At 46.3% G+C, this 25,574-nt stretch carries 18 protein-coding genes and 3 pseudogenes; 9 read left to right on the plus strand and 12 right to left on the minus strand.

Annotation, left to right across the window (positions count from 1 at the left end; genetic code table 11):
• A partial coding sequence (locus JGK39_RS21900; RefSeq protein WP_293257654.1) for a transposase occupies nt 1-808 on the minus strand: 808 nt, incomplete at its 3' end.
• Between the two features lie 726 nt (nt 809-1,534).
• Here JGK39_RS21900 and JGK39_RS21905 point away from each other — a divergent pair.
• Nucleotides 1,535-2,311, plus strand: a complete 777-nt coding sequence (locus JGK39_RS21905) for an ABC transporter permease (RefSeq protein ID WP_293297377.1) — start codon at nt 1,535-1,537, stop codon at nt 2,309-2,311.
• Nucleotides 2,312-2,552: 241 nt separating this feature from the next.
• On the opposite strand, the pseudogene JGK39_RS21910 reads toward JGK39_RS21905, so the two are convergent.
• From JGK39_RS21910 to JGK39_RS21925, 4 genes and pseudogenes are all read right to left on the minus strand, one after another.
• Nucleotides 2,553-2,852 (minus strand): annotated as a pseudogene (locus JGK39_RS21910) (methyltransferase); the annotation flags it as partial.
• 46 nt (nt 2,853-2,898) lie between these two features.
• A complete protein-coding gene (locus tag JGK39_RS21915) occupies nt 2,899-4,488 on the minus strand; it encodes a glycoside hydrolase family 57 protein (RefSeq protein WP_293257657.1) in 1,590 nt (529 codons plus the stop codon).
• A gap of 86 nt (nt 4,489-4,574) precedes the next feature.
• A complete protein-coding gene (locus tag JGK39_RS21920; RefSeq protein ID WP_293257660.1) occupies nt 4,575-7,781 on the minus strand; it encodes an EAL domain-containing protein in 3,207 nt (1,068 codons plus the stop codon).
• Nucleotides 7,782-8,007: 226 nt separating this feature from the next.
• Nucleotides 8,008-11,289: a PAS domain S-box protein gene (locus JGK39_RS21925; RefSeq protein ID WP_293257663.1), complete on the minus strand. Its 3,282-nt coding sequence runs from the start codon at nt 11,287-11,289 to the stop codon at nt 8,008-8,010.
• A gap of 61 nt (nt 11,290-11,350) precedes the next feature.
• Here JGK39_RS21925 and JGK39_RS21930 point away from each other — a divergent pair, with 61 nt between their 5' ends.
• From JGK39_RS21930 to JGK39_RS21960, 7 genes are all read left to right on the plus strand, one after another.
• Entirely contained in the window at nt 11,351-11,563 is a 213-nt protein-coding gene (locus JGK39_RS21930) for a hypothetical protein (protein WP_293257666.1), read from the plus strand.
• A gap of 52 nt (nt 11,564-11,615) precedes the next feature.
• Complete coding sequence (locus JGK39_RS21935) at nt 11,616-11,789, plus strand: hypothetical protein (protein WP_293257669.1); 174 nt, start codon at nt 11,616-11,618, stop codon at nt 11,787-11,789.
• A gap of 37 nt (nt 11,790-11,826) precedes the next feature.
• Nucleotides 11,827-13,329, plus strand: a complete 1,503-nt coding sequence (gene gatB / locus JGK39_RS21940) for an Asp-tRNA(Asn)/Glu-tRNA(Gln) amidotransferase subunit GatB (protein WP_293257672.1) — start codon at nt 11,827-11,829, stop codon at nt 13,327-13,329.
• 906 nt (nt 13,330-14,235) lie between these two features.
• Nucleotides 14,236-15,402, plus strand: a complete 1,167-nt coding sequence (locus JGK39_RS21945) for a pentapeptide repeat-containing protein (protein WP_293322392.1) — start codon at nt 14,236-14,238, stop codon at nt 15,400-15,402.
• Nucleotides 15,403-15,440: 38 nt separating this feature from the next.
• Nucleotides 15,441-16,028 (plus strand): Uma2 family endonuclease, encoded by a 588-nt coding sequence (locus tag JGK39_RS21950; RefSeq protein WP_293257678.1) that lies wholly within the window; start codon nt 15,441-15,443, stop codon nt 16,026-16,028.
• Between the two features lie 74 nt (nt 16,029-16,102).
• On the plus strand, nt 16,103-16,741 hold the full coding sequence (locus tag JGK39_RS21955) for a Uma2 family endonuclease (RefSeq protein ID WP_293257681.1): 639 nt from the start codon (nt 16,103-16,105) through the stop codon (nt 16,739-16,741).
• A gap of 77 nt (nt 16,742-16,818) precedes the next feature.
• A complete protein-coding gene (locus JGK39_RS21960; protein WP_293257684.1) occupies nt 16,819-18,093 on the plus strand; it encodes a pentapeptide repeat-containing protein in 1,275 nt (424 codons plus the stop codon).
• 181 nt (nt 18,094-18,274) lie between these two features.
• Here the strand turns inward: JGK39_RS21960 and dpdE are convergent, their stop codons facing one another.
• The 3 genes from dpdE to JGK39_RS21975 form a co-directional block, all read right to left on the minus strand.
• On the minus strand, nt 18,275-21,619 hold the full coding sequence (gene dpdE / locus JGK39_RS21965; protein WP_293257687.1) for a protein DpdE: 3,345 nt from the start codon (nt 21,617-21,619) through the stop codon (nt 18,275-18,277).
• Between the two features lie 381 nt (nt 21,620-22,000).
• The gene (locus JGK39_RS21970) at nt 22,001-22,657 is read right to left on the minus strand and encodes a glutathione S-transferase (RefSeq protein ID WP_293257689.1); all 657 of its coding nucleotides are present in this window, start codon (nt 22,655-22,657) and stop codon (nt 22,001-22,003) included.
• 271 nt (nt 22,658-22,928) lie between these two features.
• A complete protein-coding gene (locus JGK39_RS21975) occupies nt 22,929-23,876 on the minus strand; it encodes a rhodanese-related sulfurtransferase (RefSeq protein ID WP_293257691.1) in 948 nt (315 codons plus the stop codon).
• Between the two features lie 204 nt (nt 23,877-24,080).
• On the opposite strand from JGK39_RS21975, the gene JGK39_RS21980 reads away from it, so the two are divergent.
• On the plus strand, nt 24,081-24,317 hold the full coding sequence (locus JGK39_RS21980; RefSeq protein ID WP_293257693.1) for a DUF3596 domain-containing protein: 237 nt from the start codon (nt 24,081-24,083) through the stop codon (nt 24,315-24,317).
• Here JGK39_RS21980 and JGK39_RS21985 read toward each other — a convergent pair.
• The 4 genes and pseudogenes from JGK39_RS21985 to JGK39_RS22000 form a co-directional block, all read right to left on the minus strand.
• A pseudogene (locus JGK39_RS21985) lies at nt 24,307-24,690 on the minus strand (transposase); the annotation flags it as partial. The gene JGK39_RS21980 and the pseudogene JGK39_RS21985 sit on opposite strands and share 11 nt — an antisense overlap.
• A 17-nt stretch (nt 24,691-24,707) precedes the next feature.
• A pseudogene (locus JGK39_RS21990) lies at nt 24,708-25,004 on the minus strand (transposase).
• A 144-nt stretch (nt 25,005-25,148) separates the two neighbouring features.
• Nucleotides 25,149-25,358, minus strand: coding sequence for a transposase family protein (locus JGK39_RS21995; RefSeq protein ID WP_366048937.1), 210 nt, complete (start codon nt 25,356-25,358; stop codon nt 25,149-25,151).
• 26 nt (nt 25,359-25,384) lie between these two features.
• A partial coding sequence (locus tag JGK39_RS22000) for a hypothetical protein (protein WP_293257695.1) occupies nt 25,385-25,574 on the minus strand: 190 nt, incomplete at its 5' end.

Raw genomic sequence — 25,574 nt, forward strand, 5'->3', positions numbered from 1 at the left:
CTAAAAGCGAAAACATTGATTGAGCAACACGTCCAGGGGTAAAATTAATGGTAGCAGATTGCCAAGGTAAGACATTCTCAACCACTAAATCCCTAGCTAGCCAGAGTTGCCAACTCATCAACGGCATTAAATCACTCCAACGCTCGGATTGTTCAGGGGTTCTCAAATTAGGCAATGTCCAATGCAATCTTTGCTTGGCAAACCTATACCAATGATCGACTCCAAAACGTCGTAAATATTTGAACCAGACTGTTTCCAAAGGTAGAGTTCGTTCTCCAACCCAAGCCAACCATAAAGGTGGAAACGGCTGACCATTTGACATGGGCTTCATTCTTTCCACCAGGATTAAATTGACTTTTTGTCCAGGGGCGCGATAAAAATGCAAGTCAAGCCATTGTCTGACTCGGACTTTTCCCAAATCTGGATGTTCATCAATTTCAATCGTGGTATCAGCTTCGAGCCATGTAGTTGGGTCGCCCAGTCTCATTTTTTGCCCGTGTTTCCGTGGTCTACCGCGACCACTATAGGCTGGTGGTGCTGACCATAAGCAGGCATTCTTTCGGACTCTCATTAAACAATCAGCTTGAATGGAAGCTTGCTTTAGCGCTAGCACCCAACTTGCATTGCCATATTCTCGGTCTAAGACTGCTAATACTGGATTGATGCTTTGTTCACAGACAAGTTTAAGTTGGGAAGCTGCTTGAAGTATGGGTGAAGACCCACTACTTATTCTTTCATGGAGTAGGGGTAATGCCCAACTTCCTTGTGCTTCGGGTATCCACGCAATTGTACTGTACCCCTGTCCCACAATGGAGCCCTTCTGATATTCATGAGTTCTGTCTTTTAATGTTTTAGCATCTCGTCTCCCCCATGCAGGGACAGTCGATTGCTACTAATATGTGTTCCGTTGGGGGTGCTTCTTTCTGTAATTGCTCCAGATACAGCAGCATCAGTTTTTTTCGGTCTGGCCTACAGTCTTGTAACGCTTCGTAGACGCTTGGCCATTGACGATTGAATAATGGATTGAGTGAAAATTCCGCTAAACATGAGGCATTCGGAGTTGTCATCACTGAATCCATCAGCTCGAATGTGGCATCCTTGGCTTTCACTAATAAATCGTATGCTGCTTGACGAAAGTCCTTTAATCGTTCACTGTTCATTTAAGGAGTGGATAGGTTTTCTTTTTCACCCTCATTCTCTCCTGACGCGGTGGCTCTAGTTCTTCTTTTGCCACCGTTCTCATCTTTGGTTAGTCTAAACTACAGTGATAATGAGCAAGATGTAATATCCTGTCCGGTCAATTACCCGCGATCCAAAAGGTTTGATCGTTCGGACTTTAGTCCTTCTTTTTGCGGACTAAAGTCCGAACGATCAAACCTGTTTGATCGTTCGGACTTTAGTCCTTCTTTTTGCGGACTAAAGTCCGAACGATCAAACCTATTTTAAGACGGTAATTAGATCAAACCTGATATAATATTTAGTCCCGTTAATTGACAGGACTTGATATCAATTATGCAAATCACCTCGCCCAACCATGAAACAAAGCTCAATTCAAACTATACTAACAGACACAATCACCGTATTTTGGGGAGAATGGCTAGATTTGCGAGTCCGAATTTTGCCAATTGCCGCCGCTGGTTTAACATCCCCATTAATTTACATTCTAGCTTTTGGTTTCGGGTTGGGCAGTTCCATGCCTAAACCTGCAATTGGTGGCAATTATCTAGAATTCATGCTGCCGGGAATGGTTGCACTTTCATCGATGACAGTAAGTTTTACAGGCGCAGTATTTTCTATTTGCGGTGAACGCCTTTTTAGTAAAACATTTGAGGAATTGCTACTGCTGCCGGTACACCCGTTAGCTTTGCACGCGGGCAAAATGTTAGCCGGAATTCTGCGGGGACTGCTAACTTCGGTTTCGGTGATTTTAGTAGCAGTTTTGTTTACTCAAAAGCTGGTATTTCTGCATCCGCTATTTTTGTTAGTGATAATTCTCAACTCCGCTGTATTTGCGGGTCTGGGAGTGATAGTGGGTTTAAACGTAAAATCTCTCGAATCAGTCGGATTGTACAACAATTTTATGATAACTCCGATGTCATTTTTGGGAGCGACTTTTTTTGACCCTGCCTCGCTGCCGGTAGCCCTGAAAGGCATAGTGTATCTGTTGCCGCTGACTTATGCCAGCATTGGATTGAGGGCTGCTGCTTACGATATCGCCAAGTTTCCTTGGTACAGCATACCTGTTTTGTTGGTGGCTGCGATCGCCTTTTCTGCGATCGGCGCCCGCCAGTTTTCAACGCAACAAGACTAAAGCAAGTCAGCAGTCATATAATCTCCCATCAATCACTCGTAATAAAAACTGTTTGTAGTGAGGACTTTAGTCCTCATATTTTTATGATATTCATCACTTGATATGCAAAACTAACAATTAGAGCGCCATTAAGTAGCTAGACACAAATAAACTTTCGCTATCCAACAGAATGTGTATTCCTATCACAACCTATCCGATAGCTTCGTTTCACCCGCTTTTGAGTGTTGACATATTTTCCCACTCATCTAATTACCGCCTCGATCGCACTTGCGGGCCCTTTTGTGGCGATCGTATCAGTCACTTTAAAGCCAGCGGAGGAAAGCAAATGATAAAATTCATCATCTCTACGCATAAAAGTACCGCCTATCACAAACAAAGTTAGGCTACCCATACCAATAAAAGGCGACATTTTGCCTGAAGGCAACAGAAAATCAACAATCAGCAGGCGATCGCTAGCTGTCATAGCTTGATAGCAATTTTTAATAATTGTAATAGCAGGCTCATCGTCCCAATTGAGGAGGACACGAGAGAATAAAAAAACCCGCGCTGGCGGGTTTTTTTAGGCCGGAAATTAGCTCTAAGTTTGCTTAGAGCGATCGATAAACGCGATAGTTAATCTCGGGGAAGATGTTGTCTATCTCCTGAACCTTCTCCAACCAGCCGGAATCGACTTTGCCTTCTTTGACTTCATCGTACAGCTTGTGGAAGCGCATTAAGTGCGATCGCGTCCGCCGCACTGCGTATGGTACCATCGTCCCTGTACGCATGATAAACGCCCAGTCAGACGATTGAGCTAACAGCACTTCCCGCGCAGCTTGGTTCAAAGCGCGATACTGCAATTCGTCTTCAGGTTCCATGTTTCCCAATTCAATCATCCGTTCCGCTGCTTTGTGCAAGTGCGGGTAAATCCAAGCATTGGTATCGTTGAGCCAATACTCGTGGAAACCTCGGAAACCCCAGCTAGACTGGGAAGGGCGGCACACTTGCTGAGTTGGATTTCCCTGCAAATAATCGGCTAAGTGCGTCATATCGTAGGTATTTTGGTCGTACCAACTCTTGCGGAACAGGTAATCTAAAAACCAAGGCCCTTCGTACCACCAGTGACCGAAAAGTTCGGCGTCGTAAGGGGATACAATAATAGGCGGACGCTGCATGATGCCGTTGAGGTGCTCGACTTGGCGTTCGCGGTTGAAGGCAAAGTTGCTGGCGTGTTCGGCTGCTTTTTCCCGCGCCCAGTAGGGATCGTATAACTGTTTGTCGCCTAAACCCAGTCCGCGGCCGGTGATTTTGTGATACTTAATCCCGGTGTTTTTGCGCTGGCCGTTGGGCATGATGTAGGGTTTGATGTAGTCGTATTCGGCTTCCCAACCCAAATCTTTGTAGAATTCGCGGTATTCGGCGGCGCCGGGGTAGCCGACTTCGGATGACCAAACTTGCTGGGATGATTCGTGATCCCGGCCGAATGCTGCTACTCCGCATTCGGTGAAAATTGGGGCGTAGCTACCGTAGCGGGGACGCGGGCGGGCGTAGAGGATGCCGTGGCCGTCTGTGAGGAAGTAGCGGAGGCCTGCGTCGGCTAACATCCTCTCTAAGCCTTCGTAGTAGGCGCATTCGGGCAGCCAAATGCCTTTTGGGCGGCGGCCGAAGTTTTGTTCGTAGCTTTCGCAGGCTACTTGTATTTGCGCCCAAACTGCTTCGGGGTACATTTTCATCAGCGGTAGGTAGCCGTGGGTGGCGCCGCAGGTGATGATTTCGAGGTTGTTTGTGTCTTGGAATTGTTTGAAGGCTTTTACTAAGTCTCGATCGAACTTTTCCCAATAATTGCGAACTTGAGAGAAGTGGGCGGCGTAGTGTTCGCCTAAATAGCGGAGGTGACCGTTACCGCTGTTGTGTTCGATTTCGAGTTCGGCTAGTTCTTCGAGTTTGGCCAAGTGGTCGTCGAAACGGTCTTGCAGCAAGGGGTCGCGCAGCATGGCTACCAAGGGCGGTGTCATGCTCATGGTAATTTTAAAGTCGATGCCGTCGCGTTTTAGCCCTTCAAAGACTTGCAGCAGGGGAATGTAGGTTTCGGCGATCGCCTCAAACAGCCATTCTTCTTCTAAAACGTAGTCGCTTTCGGGGTGGCGGACAAAGGGCAGGTGGGCGTGGAGAACGAGGGCGAGGTAGCCAATAGCCATAATGATTTGGATGACGCCAGTTAGGGACAGCTTTAAAATATTTTAAGATTTTAAGCTGAAAGAGGCGCAAAGCGTGCCGTGTTTTTTTAACTGCTTTTCTCTAACAGACTAAATGTGAGCAAATTCTGATTTTCTGCTTGGTGTCGGATGAGGTCTGCTGCTGTTTGAGAGTCTACTGGTTTTGAGAAAAAGAATCCCTGGGCGAACTCGCATTTTAATCCTTTGAGTATCGATAGTTGCGAGGCTTCTTCGACTCCTTCTGCTACTACATCCATGCCTAAATTGTGGGATAAAGTCACGATCGACCGCACAATTTCTGTGGGGTCGATGCCTCCTTTGCCGAGCTCGAAGTCGCCTCCCATTCTGCTGACAAAGGAGCGGTCTATTTTTAAGGTATTGGTGGGGAAGCGGTGCAGGTAGGAGAGCGATGAATAGCCGGTGCCGAAGTCGTCGATGCACAGGTGTATGTTTCGGGCTCTAAGCTGCACGAGCATTGCTGTTACTGATTCGGAATTCTCTATGAGTACGCTTTCGGTAATTTCTAGCTTTAAACTGCTGCCTTCGAGGTGAGTTTCTTCGAGAACTCGATCGATATATTCGATTAAATCTGGCTGAGAAAACTGTTTGACGGAAAGGTTGACGCTGACGCTTAAGGGTGGGTTGTTTTGAAATAGCTGCTGCCACTGGCGGATTTGGTGGCAAGCTGTCCGCAGTACCCAGCGGCCCAGCGGTACGATCGAGCCGGTTTCTTCGGCGATGGGAATAAATTCGTTGGGCGAAACTAAGCCGCGTTCTGGATGCTGCCAGCGCACTAGGGCTTCAAAACCGATAATTGCGTTATTGGCGATGCTGACGATCGGCTGGTAGTGAATGATAAACTGGGGTGTTGGGGATAAGGGAGGTAAGCCCGATGGGGGGGATGGGGGAGAGTCTTCTGCGGCGGCGTATCTAATTGATTCGATCGCCCGCCGCAGGTCGTTTTCTAGCTGCAACAGCCGCAAAGCGTGGGCGTGCATGGAACTGTTGAAAACTTCGTGTCGGGCTCGGCCGAGTTCTTTGGCGCGGTACATTGCTGTGTCGGCGTCGCGCAGCAGGCTTGTCGGTTCCTCGTATTCGCCAGAACTCAATGCAATGCCGATGCTGGCGGTGATAAAGACTTCGTGTCCGTCTAGCAGGATGGGGGAGGTGATTGTCTTTTGCAAGCGCTTGACTATGCTGTCGGCTTCATTTACGCCGTCGATGTCTTCCAGCAACAGCACAAATTCGTCTCCTCCGAGGCGGGCGACTGTATCTCCGACTCTGAGACAAGCTGTTAGACGCTGCGCGATCGCAACTAGCAGTCGATCGCCGATCGCGTGGCCGAGGGAATCGTTGACTACTTTAAATCGATCTAAATCGAGAAACAGCACGGCAAACAAGTAGTCTTTGCGGCGTTTTGCCAGCCTCAGGGCGTGTTCCAGCCGATCGGTAAACAGCGCTCGGTTGGGCAATCCGGTAAGGGCATCGTGAAAAGCGTCGTGCAGCAGTTGTTCTTCGGCTTTTTTGCGCTGAGTGATGTCGTGGCAGTTGATCACGATGCCGTTGACTGCCGGATCGTGCAGTAAATTGGTGGCTACTGCTTCTACATAACACCAGGAACCGTTGCGGTGGAGCACTCTATACTCCAGCGGGCACTGGCTTCTTTTGGGGTTTTCAATGGCTTTGTGGAGGGTTTGGGCGATCGCGGCGCAGTCGTCGGGGTGAACTGTCCCTAGGGCGCTGCGCCCGATCGCCTGGTGGGGCGCGTAGCCTAAAATTCGCTTGACGGAAGGGCTGATGTAGCGGAATATGCCCTCGGCGTCGAGAATGATCGTGATGTCTGTGGCGTTTTCAATCAGCGATCGAAATCGCTGTTCGCTTTGTCTGAGGGCTGATTCGGCCTGTTTGCGATCGCTGATGTCGAGAGCTACTCCGTCTACAATTACGTCGCCGTTTTCGTTTTTGGAAAATCTGGCGCTGTCTTGCACCCACTTGACTTCGCCGGAATTTAACACGATCCGGTACTGGCGATCGCAGGGCAACAGACTGGCACTCGATGCTGCTACGCTGCTGTCAAAGGAGCTTTTGTCCTCGGGATGAATGATTTGGGTCAACAGTTCCGGGCGCGCCATTACTTCTTCTGGTGCGATCCCTGTAACTTCGCGCACCCCCGGACTGATGTAGGGCATGGACATTTTGCCGTCTGGATGCAGCAGGGCGCGGTAGACTGAGCCGGGAATGTTGGCAGCCATTGTGGCTAGCTGCTGCTGGATGCCCCGCACTTCTGCTTCAGCGCGCTTGCGTTCGGCGAGTTCCTTCGATGCTTGTTGGTAGAGTTCGGCTTGGTGGATCGCGATCGCGCACTGATCGGCGATCGCTTTGAGCAGCGACAGTTCTTCGGCGCTCCAAGAACGGGCGCGATCGCACTCATAAAGGCCAATTCCTCCCAAAAATGACTGCTGGTAGAGCAGCGGCGCGATCGCGACGGCGCTAAATCCGATCGACTTTGCTGATGCTTGCAGTTCCTCGCACAGGCTTGATAACTCGTCCAGGGCTAGGATTTCTCCTGCTGCGAGGGAGCAGCGGTAGTGTTGTGCCAATTCGCAATTTAAGCCGACGAGTTGTTGTTTGTCTGCCGATGAGCTGATGTAGCGAACTATGATGTTACCTTCAGCATCAGGCTGCAAGATCGCGCAGGCGCTGATTTCGAGAGCTTCGTGCAGTTGGTCGGCGGTGGTTTGCAGCACTTCGTCGAGTACCAGGGTGAAGCGCATGGCTTGAACTATGCGGTTGACGATCGCCTCACGAGTCGCTTGTCGCTGAATTTGGGCGATCGCGAATTGTTGCTGGCGGCGCATTTTGTATTCTTGGAGCGATCGTTCTAATACTGTTGGCAGCCTAAACAGCCGCCCTTTTAATACAAAATCGTTCATGCCGGCTTTGATGCACTCAACTGCCGCTTCTTCTCCCAAACTTCCCGTTACTAAAATAAATGGTATTTCTTGCCCTATTTCCTGCATTAATTTCAACACTTCTAAACCGTTGAACCCAGGGAGGCGGTAATCTGACAGCACAGCGTCGTACTTGCAATTGTGGAGCAGTTGTCTGCACTCTGTTGCTGTTTCGGCAGTATCGTATTTAAAATTTACTCCCCCCGCTTCTAAGGCGAGCACTATTAATTCCAGATCTTCTGCCATGTCTTCGACAATCAACAATTTTAACGTTGATTCTGATACTGTTTTTAGTAAATAGTTTGTCTGAGTTCGATCTAACATACGGTATTCGGTAGTTTTAAATTTGTTTGTGGTAGTGTTGCTAAATCTCTTTCTTTTGATTGAGTTTTGTTAATTTTATCTCGAATTTTTAGTTATTTTTAGCCAAGATTTATACTCTAAAAACATTTATTTAGCCTCCGCCACCGAGATCTGGCAGAACCGACTGTGACTTATTTAAGTGTATAATAGTTTTAAATTCTGAATTTAAAACTACTATACTGGTAACTTACGAATCTAGATTACTGTTTGAGATTGTTTGCCCTAGTTTAAAGTAAAATGTGGCTCCTTGACTAGGTGCGCCGATCGCCCAAATCGTGCCGCCGTGGCGCCCAATAATCCGCCCGACGATCGCCAAACCGATGCCCGTACCTTCAAATTCTCTCTGGGAGTGCAGTCTCACAAAGGCTCCAAACAGTCGATCGGCATATTCAGAAGGAAAACCCACGCCGTTATCCTTGACAAAAATCGTTCCATCAGGTAAGGCGTCAATAACTATTGTAGCCGGAGTGCGTCCGCGGCTGAACTTGACGGCGTTGTCGATCAAGTTGCTGAACACCTGTTGCAGCAAGGTGGGATCTCCCGTCACCAGCGGCAAATCTCCGACGGTAAATTCAACTTGGCTGTGGGGAGTTGGGGCCGACTCTGTTGCAGTCCGGGGTTTAGCCAATTTAATCGCAGTTTGCACCAGGCGGGTGAGATCGATCGGGATTTGCACTAACTCAGTGCGGCCCACCCGCGAAAGAGCGAGCAAACCGTCAATCAACAGACTCATTTTTTGGCTGCTGTCTTCTATCACTTGCATATAGTGAACAATTTTAGGATCGTTCAAAGCCTCAGTTGATTCTAACCGCTGTTTCAAAGCATTAACAAAACCTGAAATATGGCGCAAAGGAGCCCGGAGGTCGTGGGAAACAGAATAGCAAAAAGATTCTAATTCTTGATTGGCCGCCTCTAATTGCTCCGTGCGTTGCGACAAAGCTTGTTTAGTCTCAACCAACTCTGTGATATCGCGAGAAGTGCCAATTAAAGCATAAACCTCGCCGTCGAGATTTCTCAGCGGAATTTTAAAAGTATCGAAGTAAGTAGTTTTGTTGTCGGAAAAAATATATTTTTCATGCAAGTGGAGAGTTTCGCCTGATTCAAATACCAGCAAGTTTTCCCGCACAAATTTTGTGGCTAGTTCAGTCGAAAAACACTCAGACACGGTTTTGCCTTGCATTTCTTTTCTGCTGTTAAAACCTGCCATTTTTGCCAAACTTTGATTGACAAAAGGCTGGCGCATATCTTCGCGTTCTACTACAAAAATGCGATCGGGTAAAGCATCAAAAAAAGTCTCAAGTTCGGCGGTACGCTGGGCGACTTGAGCTTCTAAAGTTTCGTTGAGCTGTTGGAGTTCAGCTTCGGCTCGCTTGCGATCGCTGATATCTTGACCGATGCCGATACATCTGCCGTCTGAGAGGCGAATGTTTGCCCAAGCAGTGTCGATAATTCGCCCGTCTCTAACTGTTGTTTTGAAGTCTTCCCAGTTCTGGGTTGCTGCTTTAATTTGAGCAAAAACATATTGGCGGTATTCTGGCTGCGGATAACATTCGGTAAAGATATCGTGGTTTTTGAGCTCTGCCAAACTCCAGCCCAGCACTTTTTCCCAGTAGCGATTTACCCACTCTATTTCACCGCTATTTCCCAAGAATGACAGCATGACTGGCACGTTGTCGAAGATTGTTTGCAGCACTTCGTTTTGTTCTTTTAAGGATTCTTCGGCTTGTTTGCGAGCGCTGATGTCGAGTATGGAACCGATAACTTGCTGAATTGGTCCCGCTGGGGTTCTTTTGAAAATTGTCGATCGATCGTGCACCCAGCGCCATTCCCCGTTTTTGTGTTTTATCCTGTAGTCGATGTCATCTGTTTCGTGGGGGTTGCTGCTGTTTGAGAGCCGCTGCATACTTGCGCTTAACTTGTGCAGATCCTCGGGGTGAACTAAGCTAGAGATAGCTTGAGTACCCAAGTCTTGCAGTTCTTCGGGAGTGTAGCCCAGCATGGCAGTGACTGCTGGATTTGCATAGATATTTTGCTGTGCTTCTGTGTCGTATATGTACAAAAAGTTGGGGATGGTTTTAATGATGCTTTCTAAAAGTTCTTGATGTTTTTGCAGTTCTACTTCGGCTTGTTTGCGAGGAGTCAAGTCCAGCACAAAACTGACTCCAAATTCCTGCGTTCCTTCTAAAAACGCAGCTCCTAGCAGCACCGAAACGCGGCTGCCGTCCGAGCGGATGTATTCTTTTTCAAAGGGCACAATCATGTTGGCAGCCCGGAGCTCGGCGATTTTTTGGTCGTCTAGATGGCGGTACTCTGGCGGTGTCATTCCTTGCCAGCTAATTTTTTTTTCAAGCAAATCGTCTATCGTGTATCCTACTAGGTTTAAAAAAGCCTGATTGGCGTCGGTAATCAGGCCGTTAATTTCCCAAAAAAATATGCCGATGATGTTAGAATCAACTACGCGCCGAAATCTAGCTTCGCTTTGCCGCAACTGATATTCGACTTGTTTAATTTCTGTGATGTCGCGCGTGATACCTAAAACTGTTTCTACTGAATAGTCCTCAGCAAATTCGGGAATTACTCGACTTTGATAGTATTTTGTTCCGTCGGGAGTGGGAAAGTCAAATTCGATGGTTTCTGGTTTGCCGGTGCGAAAAACTTTGACACACGCTTCGTCCCACAGGTGGCAAATGTGGGGGGACATTCCTAATTCTGTGTTGCTTTTGCCGATAAATTCTGAGGCGGGTTTTCCGGTGGCTCGTTCGACTTCTAGGTTAACGTAAAGGTGGCGCAGTTCTCGATCGAACCGCGCTATGATATCGGTAGCATTTTCGGCGATCGCACTGAATGCCTGTTGGCGCTGGTGCAGTTGTTCTTGAGTGCGGAGGTGTTCGGTTATGTCTCTGGCAAAAGACAGAATTGAAACTAATTTTCCTTCTGCATCCATGAGTGCAGAATTGTACCATTCGCAGTGAATTACCGAGCCATCTTTGGTATAGTTGCGGTGGCGGCAAACGTTGCGGGGTTCTGTGCTGTGTAACAGTTGATTTGCGACGGCCCACACTTGCTCGAAGTCTTCTGGATAAACTATTGAGCATTCGTGCCAATATTTGCCGATTACTTCTGCTGCACTCCAGCCAAATATTTGTTCGGCCATTGGCGACCACCGCACTACTCGACCTTCTGAGTCCCACTCTATAACTGCCATTGGCGAGTTTTGTAGGTGAAATTCCCGCCGCTTGCGGGCTTGTTTTATTTGGGTTTGAAGTTGCTGGCGGAGTTCCTTGGCCTCTTCAAATCGCTCGCTGATTTCCTGTGCGTTTGCGGAGCCGGCTTTGGCTATCTGAGCAATGGTTTCTGCTGTTTGTTTTTCAAGTTCGTTCCAAGCGAGTTCGAGGGCTGATTCCGCCTGCTCTAGCTCAGTGATGCTGTTCTGAAACAGTGAGGCACTTTCCACTGGAATTTCAGGCATATTTTTGACAGTTAAGCAAGTGTTACGTTGAGACTTTTAAATTAAACTTTAAAAATTAAAAATGTGTAGTTTATTGTTAAATTATACATTTTTAATTTTTAATTTGTGCGCGGCGCCGATTTTGAGCGGCGGCGGTGCTATAAAAGACGGCAGGCATAGGTCGATCGAATCGGCAATTGCGGTCGATCGCCCCAAAACTCTCGTCACCCAACTGCGGGCGCACTCTGCTCTGTATATTTTTGCACATGGTTGGGGTTTGAGGCGATCGAAATAATACTGATGCAGATCTGTGCGCGAGCCGATCGCGCATTTGTAGAGCATTGGGTGTGCCGCTCGCCAGCAACAAAAGTGTGGCGGGCGACAACCAACCCCAGGAAGTGAATTATTCGCTGCCAGTCGCGAGGTCGATCGATACTTGTTTGCGAACTCTGCCGGTGTTAAGTGAAAACCGTCCCTACCCGACAAATAATCTCAAGCCGGTTTCGTCAATAAACAGCTAAAATATAATATAAAGTTATTAAATTTTCAAGGTCGCTTATGACTGCTGCTGCATCCTCTTCGATAAAAAACCAAACTCAGTACGAAGCTGTTATCGGTCTCGAAACTCACTGTCAATTGAGCACGAATACTAAAATTTTCTCCAGTTCTTCTACAGAATTTGGCAATGCCCCAAATACAAACATTGACCCAATTTGTATGGGAATGCCTGGAGTGTTGCCAGTATTAAATCAGAAAGTGCTGGAGTATGCAGTGAAGGCAGGGCTGGCTCTCAACTGCTCCATCGCACCTTACAGTAAGTTTGACCGCAAGCAATATTTCTATCCCGATTTGCCGAAAAATTATCAAATTTCTCAGTTCGATTTGCCGATCGCCATTAACGGTTCAATAGAAATTGAACTGGTGGACGAGGCGGGCAATTCTACTAGGAAAAAAATCGGGATCACTCGCTTGCACATGGAGGAAGATGCAGGCAAATTGGTTCACGGGGGCAGCGATCGCCTCAGCGGTTCGACTTATTCAATGGTAGATTACAACCGCGCCGGCGTGCCTTTAATCGAAATAGTTTCGGAACCGGATTTGCGATCGGGCGCCGAAGCTGCCGAATACGGCCAAGAATTGCGCCGGATCGTCCGCTACATCGGCGTTGGCGACGGGAATATGCAGGAAGGTTCCCTGCGCTGCGACGTGAATATTTCGGTGCGCCCGGTGGGCAGAAAAGAGTTCGGCACTAAGGTGGAAATTAAAAACATGAACTCTTTTAATGCGATCGAACGGGCGATCGATTACGAGATCGAGCGGCAAATTCAAGCGATCGAAAATGGCGAAACCATCGTCCAAGAAACGCGGCTTTGGGATGAAAACAAGCAGTGTACTTTCAGTATGCGGGTTAAGGAAGGTGCCAGCGATTACCGGTATTTCCCGGAACCGGATTTGCCTCCGATCGAAGTTTCGGCAGATCAATTGCAGGATTGGAAAGCTCAACTGCCGGAATTGCCGGCCCAAAAACGATACCGCTACGAAACTCAACTAAGTCTTTCTCCCTACGACGCGCGGGTTTTGACTGACGACAAAGCGGTGGCTGAGTATTTTGAAAAGTCGATCGCCGCCGGTGCTCCTATCAAACAAGCTGCGAATTGGGTGATGGGCGATATCACTGCTTATCTGAAAAATGAGAAACTGGCGATCGCAGAAATTCCTTTCCAACCGCGGGATTTGGCAGAATTGCTGGGGCTAATTGATGCCGGCACGATCAGCGGCAAAATCGCTAAGGATATTTTGCCGGAGTTGCTCTCCGGTGGCGGTTCCCCTCAGAAGTTGGTTGAAAGCAAGGGTTTGATTCAAATTTCGGATACAGGGGCGATCGATCGGGCAATTGATGCAGTTTTGGCCGCCAATCCCAAGGAGATCGAACAGTACCGGGCTGGCAAAACTAAGCTCCTAGGCTTTTTCGTCGGTAAGGTGATGAAGGAAACGGGCGGCCGGGCCGATCCCAAATTGACCAACGAGTTGCTAGCAGCCAAGCTTAACAGCCCAGCCTGAGCAGCCGTTAAGGGTATCGTGTAGCGGACGCGAGTGGCGGGCGATCGGTTTTTCCTGAGTCCGCCGCGCGATCGCCCTTCCCGCTTCATGGTAACTTTACAATTAAGTCTACATTTCTTTACAATATCTTCACAATTGGGGGTGTCACCCCTCAGTACAGTCGTGTTATATTGTGTTATGTAGATGCACCCTGATGGCAAGGAGAGTTACGGAAGTAACTCTCTCTTTTTTTTGTCTTTTTTTTGTGGGACACGGACGTGAAAATACCGATCGCAAGATTCTGGCTGGACAAATGCCGAATAATCGCATCAGGAAAATGCTAAAGACAGTCAGAAATAGACAATAAGAAGCTGGCAATCTGGATAGGTAAAGGTTTGAGGCGTTTGTGCCAGCTATACTTCTTCATCAAAATTTTACATAAGATGGTGTCACCCCTCATCCCTAACGTGTTATACTCTGTTATATAGATGCACCCTGATGGCAAGGAGAGTTACTTCCGTAACTCTCTCTTTTTTTTGTCTTTTTTGTGGGACACGGACGTGAAAATACGGATCGGTGGTGTCTTGCTGGAAGAATCTCGAATTATGTAACGGCGAAAACGCTCTTGTCGCGAACCCAGATATCTGAAGCAACTGCCAATGCTCAGCCCGGAAGGTTTAAATCCTTGGGCTAGCTCGACTTTTTCATCAAAACCTGACAAACTGGGTATTGCCCCTCATTCTCAGTATGTTATATTGTGTTATCAAGATGCACCCTGATGGTCGGGAGAGTTACTGAGGTGACTCTCCTTTTTTTTTGTCTGATTTACCGATTAGCAATTACCGATTACCGATTAGCAATTACCGCTTGAAGTCGATTAATATCAACTTCAGTTATCAACTTCAGTTATCAAATAATTTGGATAGTATGAGCGAACAAGCTAGCGAGCTAATCAAGCAGGGAATTTCGCAATATCAGGCGCACCAATTTGAGGCGGCGCTGGATTCTTGGCAGGAAGCGCTGGCGCTGTATCGCTCAATGGACGATAAGCGCCGATCGGGTGCGGCGTTGGGTAATATGGGCGTGGCTTACGAGGCGCTCTTGAATTACGATCGCGCGATCGACTGTTACCAGCAGCATTTGGTGTTAGCACGCTCCATTGGCGATCGCCGGGGCGAGGCAAATGCTTTGGGCAATTTGGGCAATGCTTGCTGTGCCCTTGAGGATTTTTCGAGTGCTATGGATTACCAGCAGCAGCGTTTGGCGATCGCCCGGGAGACTGGCGACACTCGCGGAGAGTTGGAAGCTTTGGGCAATTTGGCCTTTGCTTGCGATGCTAACGGCAATTTACCCGGTGCGATCGAGTGTTATCAGCAGCAATTGTCGATCGCGCGCGCCCACAAGGACGATCGCATTGAGCGCAGCGCTCTCAAGAGTTTGAAGCTGGCTTACAAGTATTTAGCCGATTACGAGAAAGCCGACGAGTACCGACAGCAGCAATTGGCGATCGTCCGGGAACTGTTTTTAACCGATAAACATCATGATTTTGTCCAACTTGCAGAAACAGTTGGTTTGAATCCCGTCGAAGATTTTGCCGGAGCTGATTTAAGGGATTTTGACTTGCACTACGCTGATTTGAACGGCGCAGATTTGCGCGAAACCAACCTCCAGGGCGCAGATTTGACCTTAGCAGATCTCAGCGGTGCTTTGCTGAGTTTTGCTAATTTAATTAATGCTAGTTTGTGCAATGCTAATTTGCGGGATGCCGAACTCAGCAGCGCGAATTTGAGCGGTGCAGATTTGCGAACAAAGTTGCCGAGGGCAAATTTAACCGGTGCCAATTTAACCGGAGCTAATTTGAGCAGTGCTTATTTACCGAATGCAATTTTAGTTAATGCAAATTTGACAAACACTGATTTCAAAAATGCTGACTTGAGCAATGTTGACTTGAGCGGTGCAAATTTAAACGCTGCAGATTTGAGCCGCGCTGATTTAAAAAATGTGGTGGTGGAGAATGCGAGGTTTGTTGGTTGTTTAGGGATTTCCGAAGGGGTCAAAGTTGAGTTGACGGCGCGGGGCGGAATTTTCGAGTAAAATGGGAATCTTGGTAATTGTAGAGAGGAATAAAAGCTATGACTGCGGTAACTGCAAAACGATTCTCGATCGCCGAATATGACCGTTTGGCAGAACTGGGATTTTTTGAATCCGATAACCGATTTGAATTGATTCGCGGAGAAATTATCAAAATGGCTGCTAAAGGTAGGATTCACTCGGTTTGTAATACTCTTTTAGTTGAGGAGTTAATCATTTTACTGGCAAGACGTGCTCGCGTGCGCGTACAGGAACCGATTATTTTGTCAGATGATAGCGAACCAGAACCTGATGTGGTTATTGCCCAAAATCGCTCGGACAATTATGTATCTTCTCACCCTCTAGCTGCTGATATTTTGTTGGTAATTGAGGTTTCTGATTCTACTTTAAAGTACGATCGCAGAACTAAGTTATCTCTCTACGCTGAATCGGGAATTTCTGATTATTGGATATTTAATTTGGTAGATACTCAACTGGAAATGAACAGCGAACCTTATCAGAAACAAACAGGTGATTTCGATTATCGAGCCAAAGGAGTGGTTTCACCGAATGAGGTTGTGGTGATTCCGGGTTTCCCAGAGTTGTCTCTCGATTTGTCTGCGGTATTTCCGGCGCAGATGGGTGAGTGAAGCCCAGGAGTGCGATCGACCGAATTGATGGTATAATCCAAAAGTGCGATAGAACTACTCAGCAAAATACCCCTATGACCGCTGAAAATCTCACCTCCTCAGCCCAAAATATCCAGCTATCGGGTATCAGTTGGCAAACCTACGAAACCTTGCTCGCCGAATACATCGACCGGCCGCTGCGGCTGAAATACAATGGTGGCAATCTAGAGATTCTGGAACCTTCACCAGAACACCAATTTTACAAAACAATAATCAGTAGATTTGTTGAAACCCTAGCAGAAGAATTCGGACTGAACATTGCAGCCGTCGGTTCCACAACTTTTAAGCGTCCAGAACTCAGCAGTGCAGAACCTAATGAATGTTTTTACATCCAGAATTTTTCTGCAATTAAAGGAATAAAAAGAATTGACACGAATGAAAGTCCGCCACCTGATTTAGTAGTCGAACTCGATCTCGCGAGTTGTTCGGAAAATAGCTTGCAAGTTTATGCCGATGTCGGCGTGCCGGAAGTGTGGATTTATAACGGCGAACGCCTGATTATCAATAGATTAGAAAATAAAGCATACGTTTCGTGCGAGATCAGTTTAGCATTTCCCACCGTACCTATTTTAGAAATTGTCGGTTTTTTGCAACAGGCGGAAACAATGGATTATTTAGAATTAGTTCAAGCATTTCGGAATTGGGTAAAAAACCAAATACTACCAACCAATTAAGCTAAAGTGCATCACGGGTGTCACCCACCAACGATAAATCATCAAAATTATCACAGATAAAATTTTGCTCAATAGTTTTGCTCAATAGTGATAAAATAAAAATAAAGCACTCGTCAAAATCTCTATCACAGTCTGGCAGAGCCAGCACTTCTACCGATATGCGATCGCTAGAGTCTCACAACAAATACCCTGATTGCTTGTGGATGCAATTAGAAGCAATTCCAGTGCCATCGGTTGCAGCCCAAACCCAGCAGCTCGACATTCACTTGAGCCTCAATTTTAACGAGCATTGGGAACCGCTGCTCGGCGGCCGCGTCAGATTTGGCTTGCAAGGCGGGACGCTCAAGCTAAATCTGGAAAACTGCGAAATTCCCGTAGCATCGCGTCAGTTAGTCGGTGATTTCCAACTGTCGCCAATCGACAGCAGTACAGAAGTTTTGTTAACCGAAAGTCAGCGGGAAGTTCCCGACAGTGAGAAGGCCCAGAAAAACCAGGAAAGTGACTGCACGTTTTGTCACGTTTCCACCATCGGCGACGATACAACGCCCGCTTGGATTTTTTCATTAAAACGCGGCAAACCAGTATTAAAAGGTTTGCTAAAAAGTGCTAAACTGGGAGAGTTTGCCGCGAAGCCATTGCGAATTGCAGCGACTTTTGAAGTTGGGAAAGAAGATATTTATTTAACAGATGCCGAGGGTTTGTGGCCGCACGATATTACGCCAAATCAACATTCGGTTTTAGCAAGAATCTTGACTGTATATTTGCAAGCAAATAAACTCCAACCGGCTCTCAGTTGGGCGCTTTTGTCCTACAATTTGCCTGCGGTGGAACAGCCCGAGGTGGAAATTGTCCCGGAAGCCGAAGCTCAATTGCAGGAAATAGTCGATCGCATTATAGCCGCTGAAACAGACGATTTTGTAGAACTGGCAACAATCGCCAATCTCAATCCAGCGCTGGATTTCGCGGGCGGTAGCTTGCGCGGGACGAGTTTAAATGCAGTGGATTTTAGCAGCGCAAATCTCCCGGCGGCAAACTTCCGGGGTGCAAACTTAAACGATGCCGATTTCAGCGACGCCAACCTGCAAAACGCCAAATTCGGCGGTGCAGATTTGAGCGGCGCTTTCCTCGGAAATGCGGATTTGAGCGGTGCAGATTTGTACCGCGCCAGCCTAGCTTTAGCAAACCTCAGCGGTGCAGATTTGAGCAGCGCCAATCTGCTTGAAGTTAACTTAACAAACGCTAATTTCAGCGGTGCGAAGGTCGAGTCAGCGAGGTTTGGGAATAACTCGGGACTTGCGGAAGATGTGAAGCTGAATTTACAGCAGCGGGGAGCAATTTTTGATGAGGTTTAGTATCGCAGGTTCGTAGTCAGGACTTCAGTCCTCTCTCATTTTAATAGGACTAAAGTCCTCACTACAAACCAAATTTAGACCAAGTTCGCAGTCAGGACTTCAGTTCTCTATCATTTAAGAAGGACTAAAGTCCTCACTACAAACCAAATTTATGGCGGTTGTTTGAGCGGACACGATATCCTTACCGCTCGTCTTCTTCCTTCTCCGATTTCACAGGAGCGCGCCCAGAAATTACAATAAATCCCACCGACTCAAGAGTCAGGTGCGGGCGGCGAATTCCCGCTAAAACCGCTTGACTCAACGCACTTTCCGTACTGATTTCATCAGCCAAAACCGACTCTAAAAGTTGTTCCGATTGAGAAAGTCGGTTCAAGCGCAACTGCAATTGATTCACCCGGTTTTCCAGTTGAATTGCAGCACTGACAGCGGAACTATTGCACATTTCCACAAAAGCCTCACGCCCGCGCAGCAATTCCTCCGATACCACCCGCCCCTTTTGACAAAAATCATCCCAATCCAGCGGATCGACAAAATTGTCAATCAACGAAGTGCGATTTTTCGACAAATTGTAATCCCGATTCGGGCCGCCTTTCCCCTTATAACCCCGCTGCAAAATTGCCAAAACTTCCGCATTTTCTACCAGAGACATTTGTTCGCTGCGAGCATCTACATACACGGTTTCAAAAATTGGCAAAAACAGAGCATCAGCGCGCCGCTGTAAAGCTTTTAAGTTGTAATTTTCGATGTTTTGTGATTGCAAAATTTGCTCAGCAGGCTGCACGTCAGTCTGGATAGAATAATTAAACTGAAAACCAAACCATTCCTTCCCTTCCGCAGCATCCCAAGTTTCATCGTGACGCCACATCGCAAAAGCTTGACCCCGATCGTCCCAGCGAACATAAGCGCCCAGTGCATCGATCAATCCCTCGCCAGTTCGATAAAGCACGACATCGGTATTTTGATGAGCGATGCGCCGATTGTAGCTACCGTACTGCTGACAGTACGGCACCAATCGAGTTCTCAAATCGTTCGAGGGAATCAAGGTTTTTTGAGTGGGTTGATAGCGCATCAATCCAGATATACTCGGATGTTCGATTTGTTTGAAGTGGAGGGCTTGACACAACCAACCTTCCGCCGCCCGCTGCATTTCTTTATGGCGTGCGTCGCAGTTGTCGAGGGATTCAAAATACTGAGATGCGCTGTCATCAAGAATATCAATTTCATCGAGAACGTACTGTTCGTCGATTTTGATTTTCTCTTGTTCGATTTCAGTTTGAATCACTTCAAGTTCGCTGAGTAATCCTTTTGCTCCTTCAGCAAACAACTTTTCTTCAAGTGCAACCAGTTTTTTTTCAGCATAAAACTGAAGGCTGGAAATAGATTTGTTGAAGATATCAAATCCGTTTTTTAAGACTTGAAACCAAGCTTCGTGGGGACTGTCGGGCATATCCGGGCCTGCAAACAAACAAAATTGCACTCCCATTTTGCTACCAATGCGATCGACTCTGCTGAGTCTTTGTTCTAGCTGGTTGGGAAACCACGGTAAATCGAAGTGAATTAACCAATCTATAAATTGCAGGTTGACGCCTGTTTCGGCCGATCGATCGCACACCAAGACAAAACAGTGCGGTTCAGTCTTAAACCGATGGAGATTAGCCTCCACATCATCCGCAGACTTGCTGGTGTCATGGCTGGCGATCGCCTTTTTACCAAAGATTTTAGCTAAATTTTCCGCAATCTCTTGACAAGTTACCGTAAAACTGGTGAAAATCACAATTTTTGGGAAACGTTCGCCCGGAATCGGCCGTTTAATTTGCTGCTGAATTCTGGAGAGCAAATCGCGAGGATTGCTGTGATACTCGCGCGGAACCTTCAATGCAACTGCGAGAAATCGCAAAATGGCGATTCGCAACAAACCCGGTCGATCGAACCCTTCCTCGACCTTTGACACCGTGTTGAGCAAGGTTTCTAGCAGTTCCCTTTCTTCGGGAAACAGCGCAGTTTTGGTCAAAATTGCGGTGTCGCTTTGTCCGAATTCGCGATCGATCTCTGGACTGGATTTTTTCTGCAAACGAGCTTTGATAACCCGTTCCAAAACATTCAACCAAGTACCGGAAGCGCGGAAAAACAGCAGAAAAATTCTCTGATATTCGCTGGATTTGGGAGCAGCAGCGCGCCATTTATCGAGTATAGTTTGAATGGATGACCACTGTTCGTCATTGAGATCGTACTCGGCTTTCGGTACAGTATCGCGATCGAAAATCACATCTTCCACCGCATCCCGGCGATTGCGGAGAATCCGGCGGTGCAGGCGATAGGTATCGTTAACATGGGTGCGAATAGTTCGGATTAGGCGAGATTTTTCTTCGGCTTCTTTGGTCTTCAAGCATTTTTCTAATTCCTTTGCTAATCCGATTAAATAATCATCTTTAGCAAAAAGGGTGCTAAGTTGAGCAAGTTTTGTTTGCAAAACAGCAGACTGTGTTTCCTCTCGGAAATCGAGTAAAGTTCGACCGATTTCATGACGGTTTTGTACCTGTGCTTTGAAACTTTCCAAATCATCAAGACGGTACGTTGTGGGGTCTAGCAAGTGCAGCATTGCCAGAAAATCTTGCTCGCGACCGATGACGGGCGTTGCAGATAATAACAATAGGTTTTTGCTTTTGTGAGCTAGTTTCTGGCACAGTTCAAAGGATTGTTGCTGATTGCGATCGCTCGAATTGGCCATTGCTGCGAGCTCGTGCGCTTCATCGACTATCAGAAAATCTAGGTTGGCGTTGCGGCTAATTTGATTGATTTCGCTAATAGCAACAAGCTGCACTCTGTCAGCAAAATGAGACAAATAGAATTTATTTTCTAACTCTTGCCGCCACTGTTCGAGGAGGTATTTGGGAACAATAACAACAGCGCGCCCGTTGGGGTCGTCTAGCAGGAATTGGCGGAGAATTGTCCCGGCTTCTACTGTTTTGCCGAGTCCTGCTTCGTCTGCCAACAAATAGCGCACGATCGGGTCTTCTAGGACGCGCCGCACGACTTCAACTTGGTGCGGGTAGAGGTCTATGTTAGCAGAAATTAGGCCGGTCATGCCGCGGCTGACTGCGCGCTGTTCGATCGCAGATTGGACAAATGCCAAGCGGCGATCGTGAAAATACGGCGTTTCTTGACCTTTTACTGCTAAAATGTCGATCGGATCGGCGATCGGGATATTGCAGCGAACGTAAAGTTCGGTTTCGACAGCTTGCAAACTTTGGCTGTCGGGGAGGTCAATTTCGTACTCTAATTTATCTTCATCCCAGTCATAAACTCGGCCGATTATCCATCTTTCCTGACTTGTGCTCCAGAGGTAGCAGCGAGTTTGACGCTGAAGTCTGGCTTCTTGCAGCAAACCGAGGGGTACAGTTTTGCGGATGCGGTTTTTTACTGAGCAAAAATATTCAACTACGGCGTCGGGCTGGGATACCTCGACAATTTTTCCGATTCCCATATCGTTTTTGGGCGATCGAACTAACGAACCAACATCAATCATAATTTTAGCCTGACAATACTCACTAGAATACACTAACGCCTAGCGACCAAAATAATATTTGTTCGTAGTGAGGACTTTAGTCCTTTCAAATTCTAAGGACTAAAGTCCTTACTACAAACAGGTTCGTAGTAAGGACTTTAGTCCTCTTTTTTTTTCGGACTAAAGTCCTCACTACAAACAGGTTCGTAGTAGGGACTTTAGTCCTCTTTTTTTTGCGGACTAAAGTCCTCACTACAAACCACAAGGTTCGTAGTAAGGACTTTAGTCCTCTTTTTTTTGCGGACTAAAGTCCTCACTACAAACCACAAGGTTCGTAGTAAGGACTTTAGTCCTCTCTTGGATGCGGACTAAAGTCCTCACTACAAACAGGTTCATAGGTAATTACGATCGCCCAAAAACAACGCCAGCATTCCCCGATTCCCATTTCTGGTATTTTTGCATAACACTAGCGTAAATTTCCGAGTCAGTAAACTCTGTTAACCAAGCTTGTAGGGGAATCCAAGGCTGTTCCTCGAACCAATTTTTATCGGTATGGGCGAATTGACGGACAAAAGGTGCGATCGCCATATCAGCCAATGCTACATTATTACCAAACAAATATTTAGTCGCCCTTAACTTTACATTAAGTTTCCCCAGATATAAAGCACCTTTATCCCGATGGGCTCGGGCATCAACACCAGCATAACGTTCGGGGTATTTATAACGGTCAAGATGATATTTAAACCCACAATCAAACTGAGCGATAAGTTCCAGCATTTCTGCAACAGAACCTTGCTTTGGGCTCAACCATTTTTCAGGATCGTGCTCTTCCAATGCCCACAACATGATATCAATACTTTCATCGAGTACCCGCCCCTCAACATCAATCAATATCGGTACCGTACCTTTGGGAGATACATCTAACATTTCCTGTGGTTTGTCTCGCAAAACAACTTCCCGCAACTCACATACGCGATTGCTAACCATCAGCGCCAAGCGTGCGCGCATAGCATAGGGACAGCGGCGGAAGGAATATAAAATTGGGTATATTGGTGACATATAGTCATTAGTCATTAGTCATCAGGAAGACGGAAGGCTTTAGAGTTAGAAACCGGGTTTCTTTCTAGATTTTACGCCGCCCAACCAGAGTTTTCAGAGAAACCCGGTTTCTTGGATATGAGCGCTAATATTGCAGAAGTCAGAAACCGGGTTTCTTTCGAGATTTCACGCCGCCCAGCCAGATTTTTCAGAGAAACCCGGTTTCTTGGAGCTTAGTGCTAATACTAGATGAGTCAGAAACCCGGTTTCTTTGAGATTAGCGCTAATACGATTAGTCGATCGCACCATCGGGTTTTTCCTTAACATCATAGCGCGCGCCCATATGTGCTTGGTTGCGGCGCTTAGCAAGCTCAATCTGACGTTGACGTTCAGATAAACCTTGTTTTTTAGTTTCTGTTTTCGAGTCATGACAGTGAGGACAACTCACCCCCAGCACAAAAAATTCAGAAGCCTTATCTTCCTGACTAATCGGGTGACGACAACCGCGACAAAGTTCATAGTTACCAGGCTTTAAATCATGAACAACCGAAACCCGTTCATCAAAGACAAAACATTCACCTTCCCAACGACTTTCTGCTTCCGGCACCGTTTCCAAATATTTTAAAATTCCACCTTCGAGATGATAGACTTCCTGAAAACCTTGCGATCGCAAAAAAGCAGTAGATTTCTCGCAGCGAATGCCACCAGTGCAAAACATTGCTATTTTAGATTTCTCGCGCAAAGCAGTTTCTTGCAGCGCCCATTCCGGTAACTCGGAAAAGCTTTTTGTTTTGGGATTAATAGCGCCGGCAAAAGTACCCATAGATACCTCGAAGTCGTTACGCACATCAACTACAACAACATCGGGGTCATCAAGCAGCTTATTCCACTCACCGGGCTTGACATATTTGCCAGCCATGAGGGATGGATTAATATCCGGTATCCCCATGGTGACAATTTCGCGTTTTAAGCGTATTTTCAGACGGTAAAAAGGTGCTTTTTCCGAAAAAGATTCTTTGTGAACCAAATCGGCAAAACGCGCGTCACTACGCAAGAATGCGAGCACTGCGCCTACGCCCTCGGATGAACCGGCGATCGTGCCATTGATGCCTTCTTGCGCCAATAAGATAGTGCCTTTGACGTTGTTGTTGTTGCAACAATCGAGTAGTGGTGTTCTCAAGTCGGCAAAATCAGATAGCTCAACGAACTTATATAATGCAGCGGTTAAGAAATTAGCCATATATCGAATCGATAACAGTAATTAATTTTCATAGTTCTATGAAAATTCAATCAAAGCGGACGGTGGGACTCGAACCCAGGACGTTCAGCATGGTTCGCTGCAAGCACGACTCAGGAAACCACTTATTGGCAAAGGGTTTCAGCCTCTGCACAGGTTTTTGTCTCCAATTTGCTAACATTGTCCAGTCGCTTTTGAGATTCTACCATGACCCAGGCGCTTAGTAGGGCTAAAAAAGGAGCGGTAGTTATCCAGACTCGCAGCGGTAGGCTGCGCTTGCAATTGCCCCGCCAGATTTGCGGGGGCGATCGTAAGTACCTGTACCTCAACCTGCCTGACACCCCCGAAAACTGGGAACTGGCACAAGCCAAAGCCCAACTGATTGAATCCGATATCAAGTTCGAGCGTTTGGCTCTTCCGTACTTACCGCTGCTCATTCTTTAGGAAAATGCCAAAAAAGTAATGCCCGTATTTCAAACTTTATCAAATTTCTAAATCCAAAACCACACCTTTTTAAGACCTTTAATTTAGTATTAATTCCCTCTACTATCCCATTAGTTGTTCTTTCTTCAAAATACCCCACAATCTCTCCCAACCATCTTTTAATTGTTTCTACACTCTTTTTATATTATGGTTGTGCTTTTTTTAACCAATCTGTTAATTCTAATATCCCGTCACCTAAATTATTACTTGTTTCAAACAAAAACTGAAACTCTTCTTTTAAAGTGTGCATCGCTCCTACTCTTCCTGAACCATTTTTTACTTGTTTTAATTTTAATTTTTGTTCGTTAGACAAGTTATTTTCTGATTTTAATAATGTATATCTACTTCATTTTAAACTATCCAATAATTTGGCTTTCTCTTTACTTTTAGCGATGTTGCTGTCTTTTTTTCCTCAATTCTCGCCTGATTTAATTCCTCATGAATAATCTTTTTCACATGAAATCTATCTACTGTTACATCAGCATTCCGGCAAAGTTATTTGACCAATGACTTATAATTACCCGTCATGTCCATACTTACTTCTTCGATCTGGTTTAAGACTTCTTCTCCCCATTCAAGCATCTGTTTTTTGATGGCTTCTTGTTTTCTTTCGGCAACTAAGCATATTAATTTATGTGTTTCTCTCATCGACTAAGACAACTCTAAATTTTCCTTGCCCTTTTACTAAACTAATTTCATATATGCCGAGTTTTTGTAAGTTTTTTACGTCAACAGGTAATATTTTATTCGCTACAGTTTTTACCAGTGACCAAACTTCTTATTCTTCTTCTGTTAATTTATTGTTTTTAGCCACTTTATTAAGGTCACTATCGACAACTTGTTCAGTAATACTTTGTGCATATCTATTCGTGAAATTTTCTTCTTTTCGACAAGTTCCAAGCTTTCATTAAAAGGTTTGTGACAATTTCTACATTTGAATCTGCGTCGATTTACTCTCAGCATTACTTCTTTATTACCTATCGGTAAGTCTCTAACTTGCATACCTATAATTTTGATGTAGATGATGGCTAAATTGATTGCACAGAGGGCATTTTGATGTTTTTTGCTTTGATTTTACCACTAAAATCAATGTAGATCCTGTCTGCTTGTAATCTTCTAATATAGCGATCGCCAATGAATTGTAAATCACAAATCATGTATAATAATGAGGACGTAAATCTCAGTAGGAGTTGAGATGTCCCCAAAGAAATCGGCAGA

This window comes from Microcoleus sp. PH2017_12_PCY_D_A, from assembly GCF_020738565.1.
In the GTDB taxonomy this organism is placed as follows: domain Bacteria; phylum Cyanobacteriota; class Cyanobacteriia; order Cyanobacteriales; family Microcoleaceae; genus Microcoleus.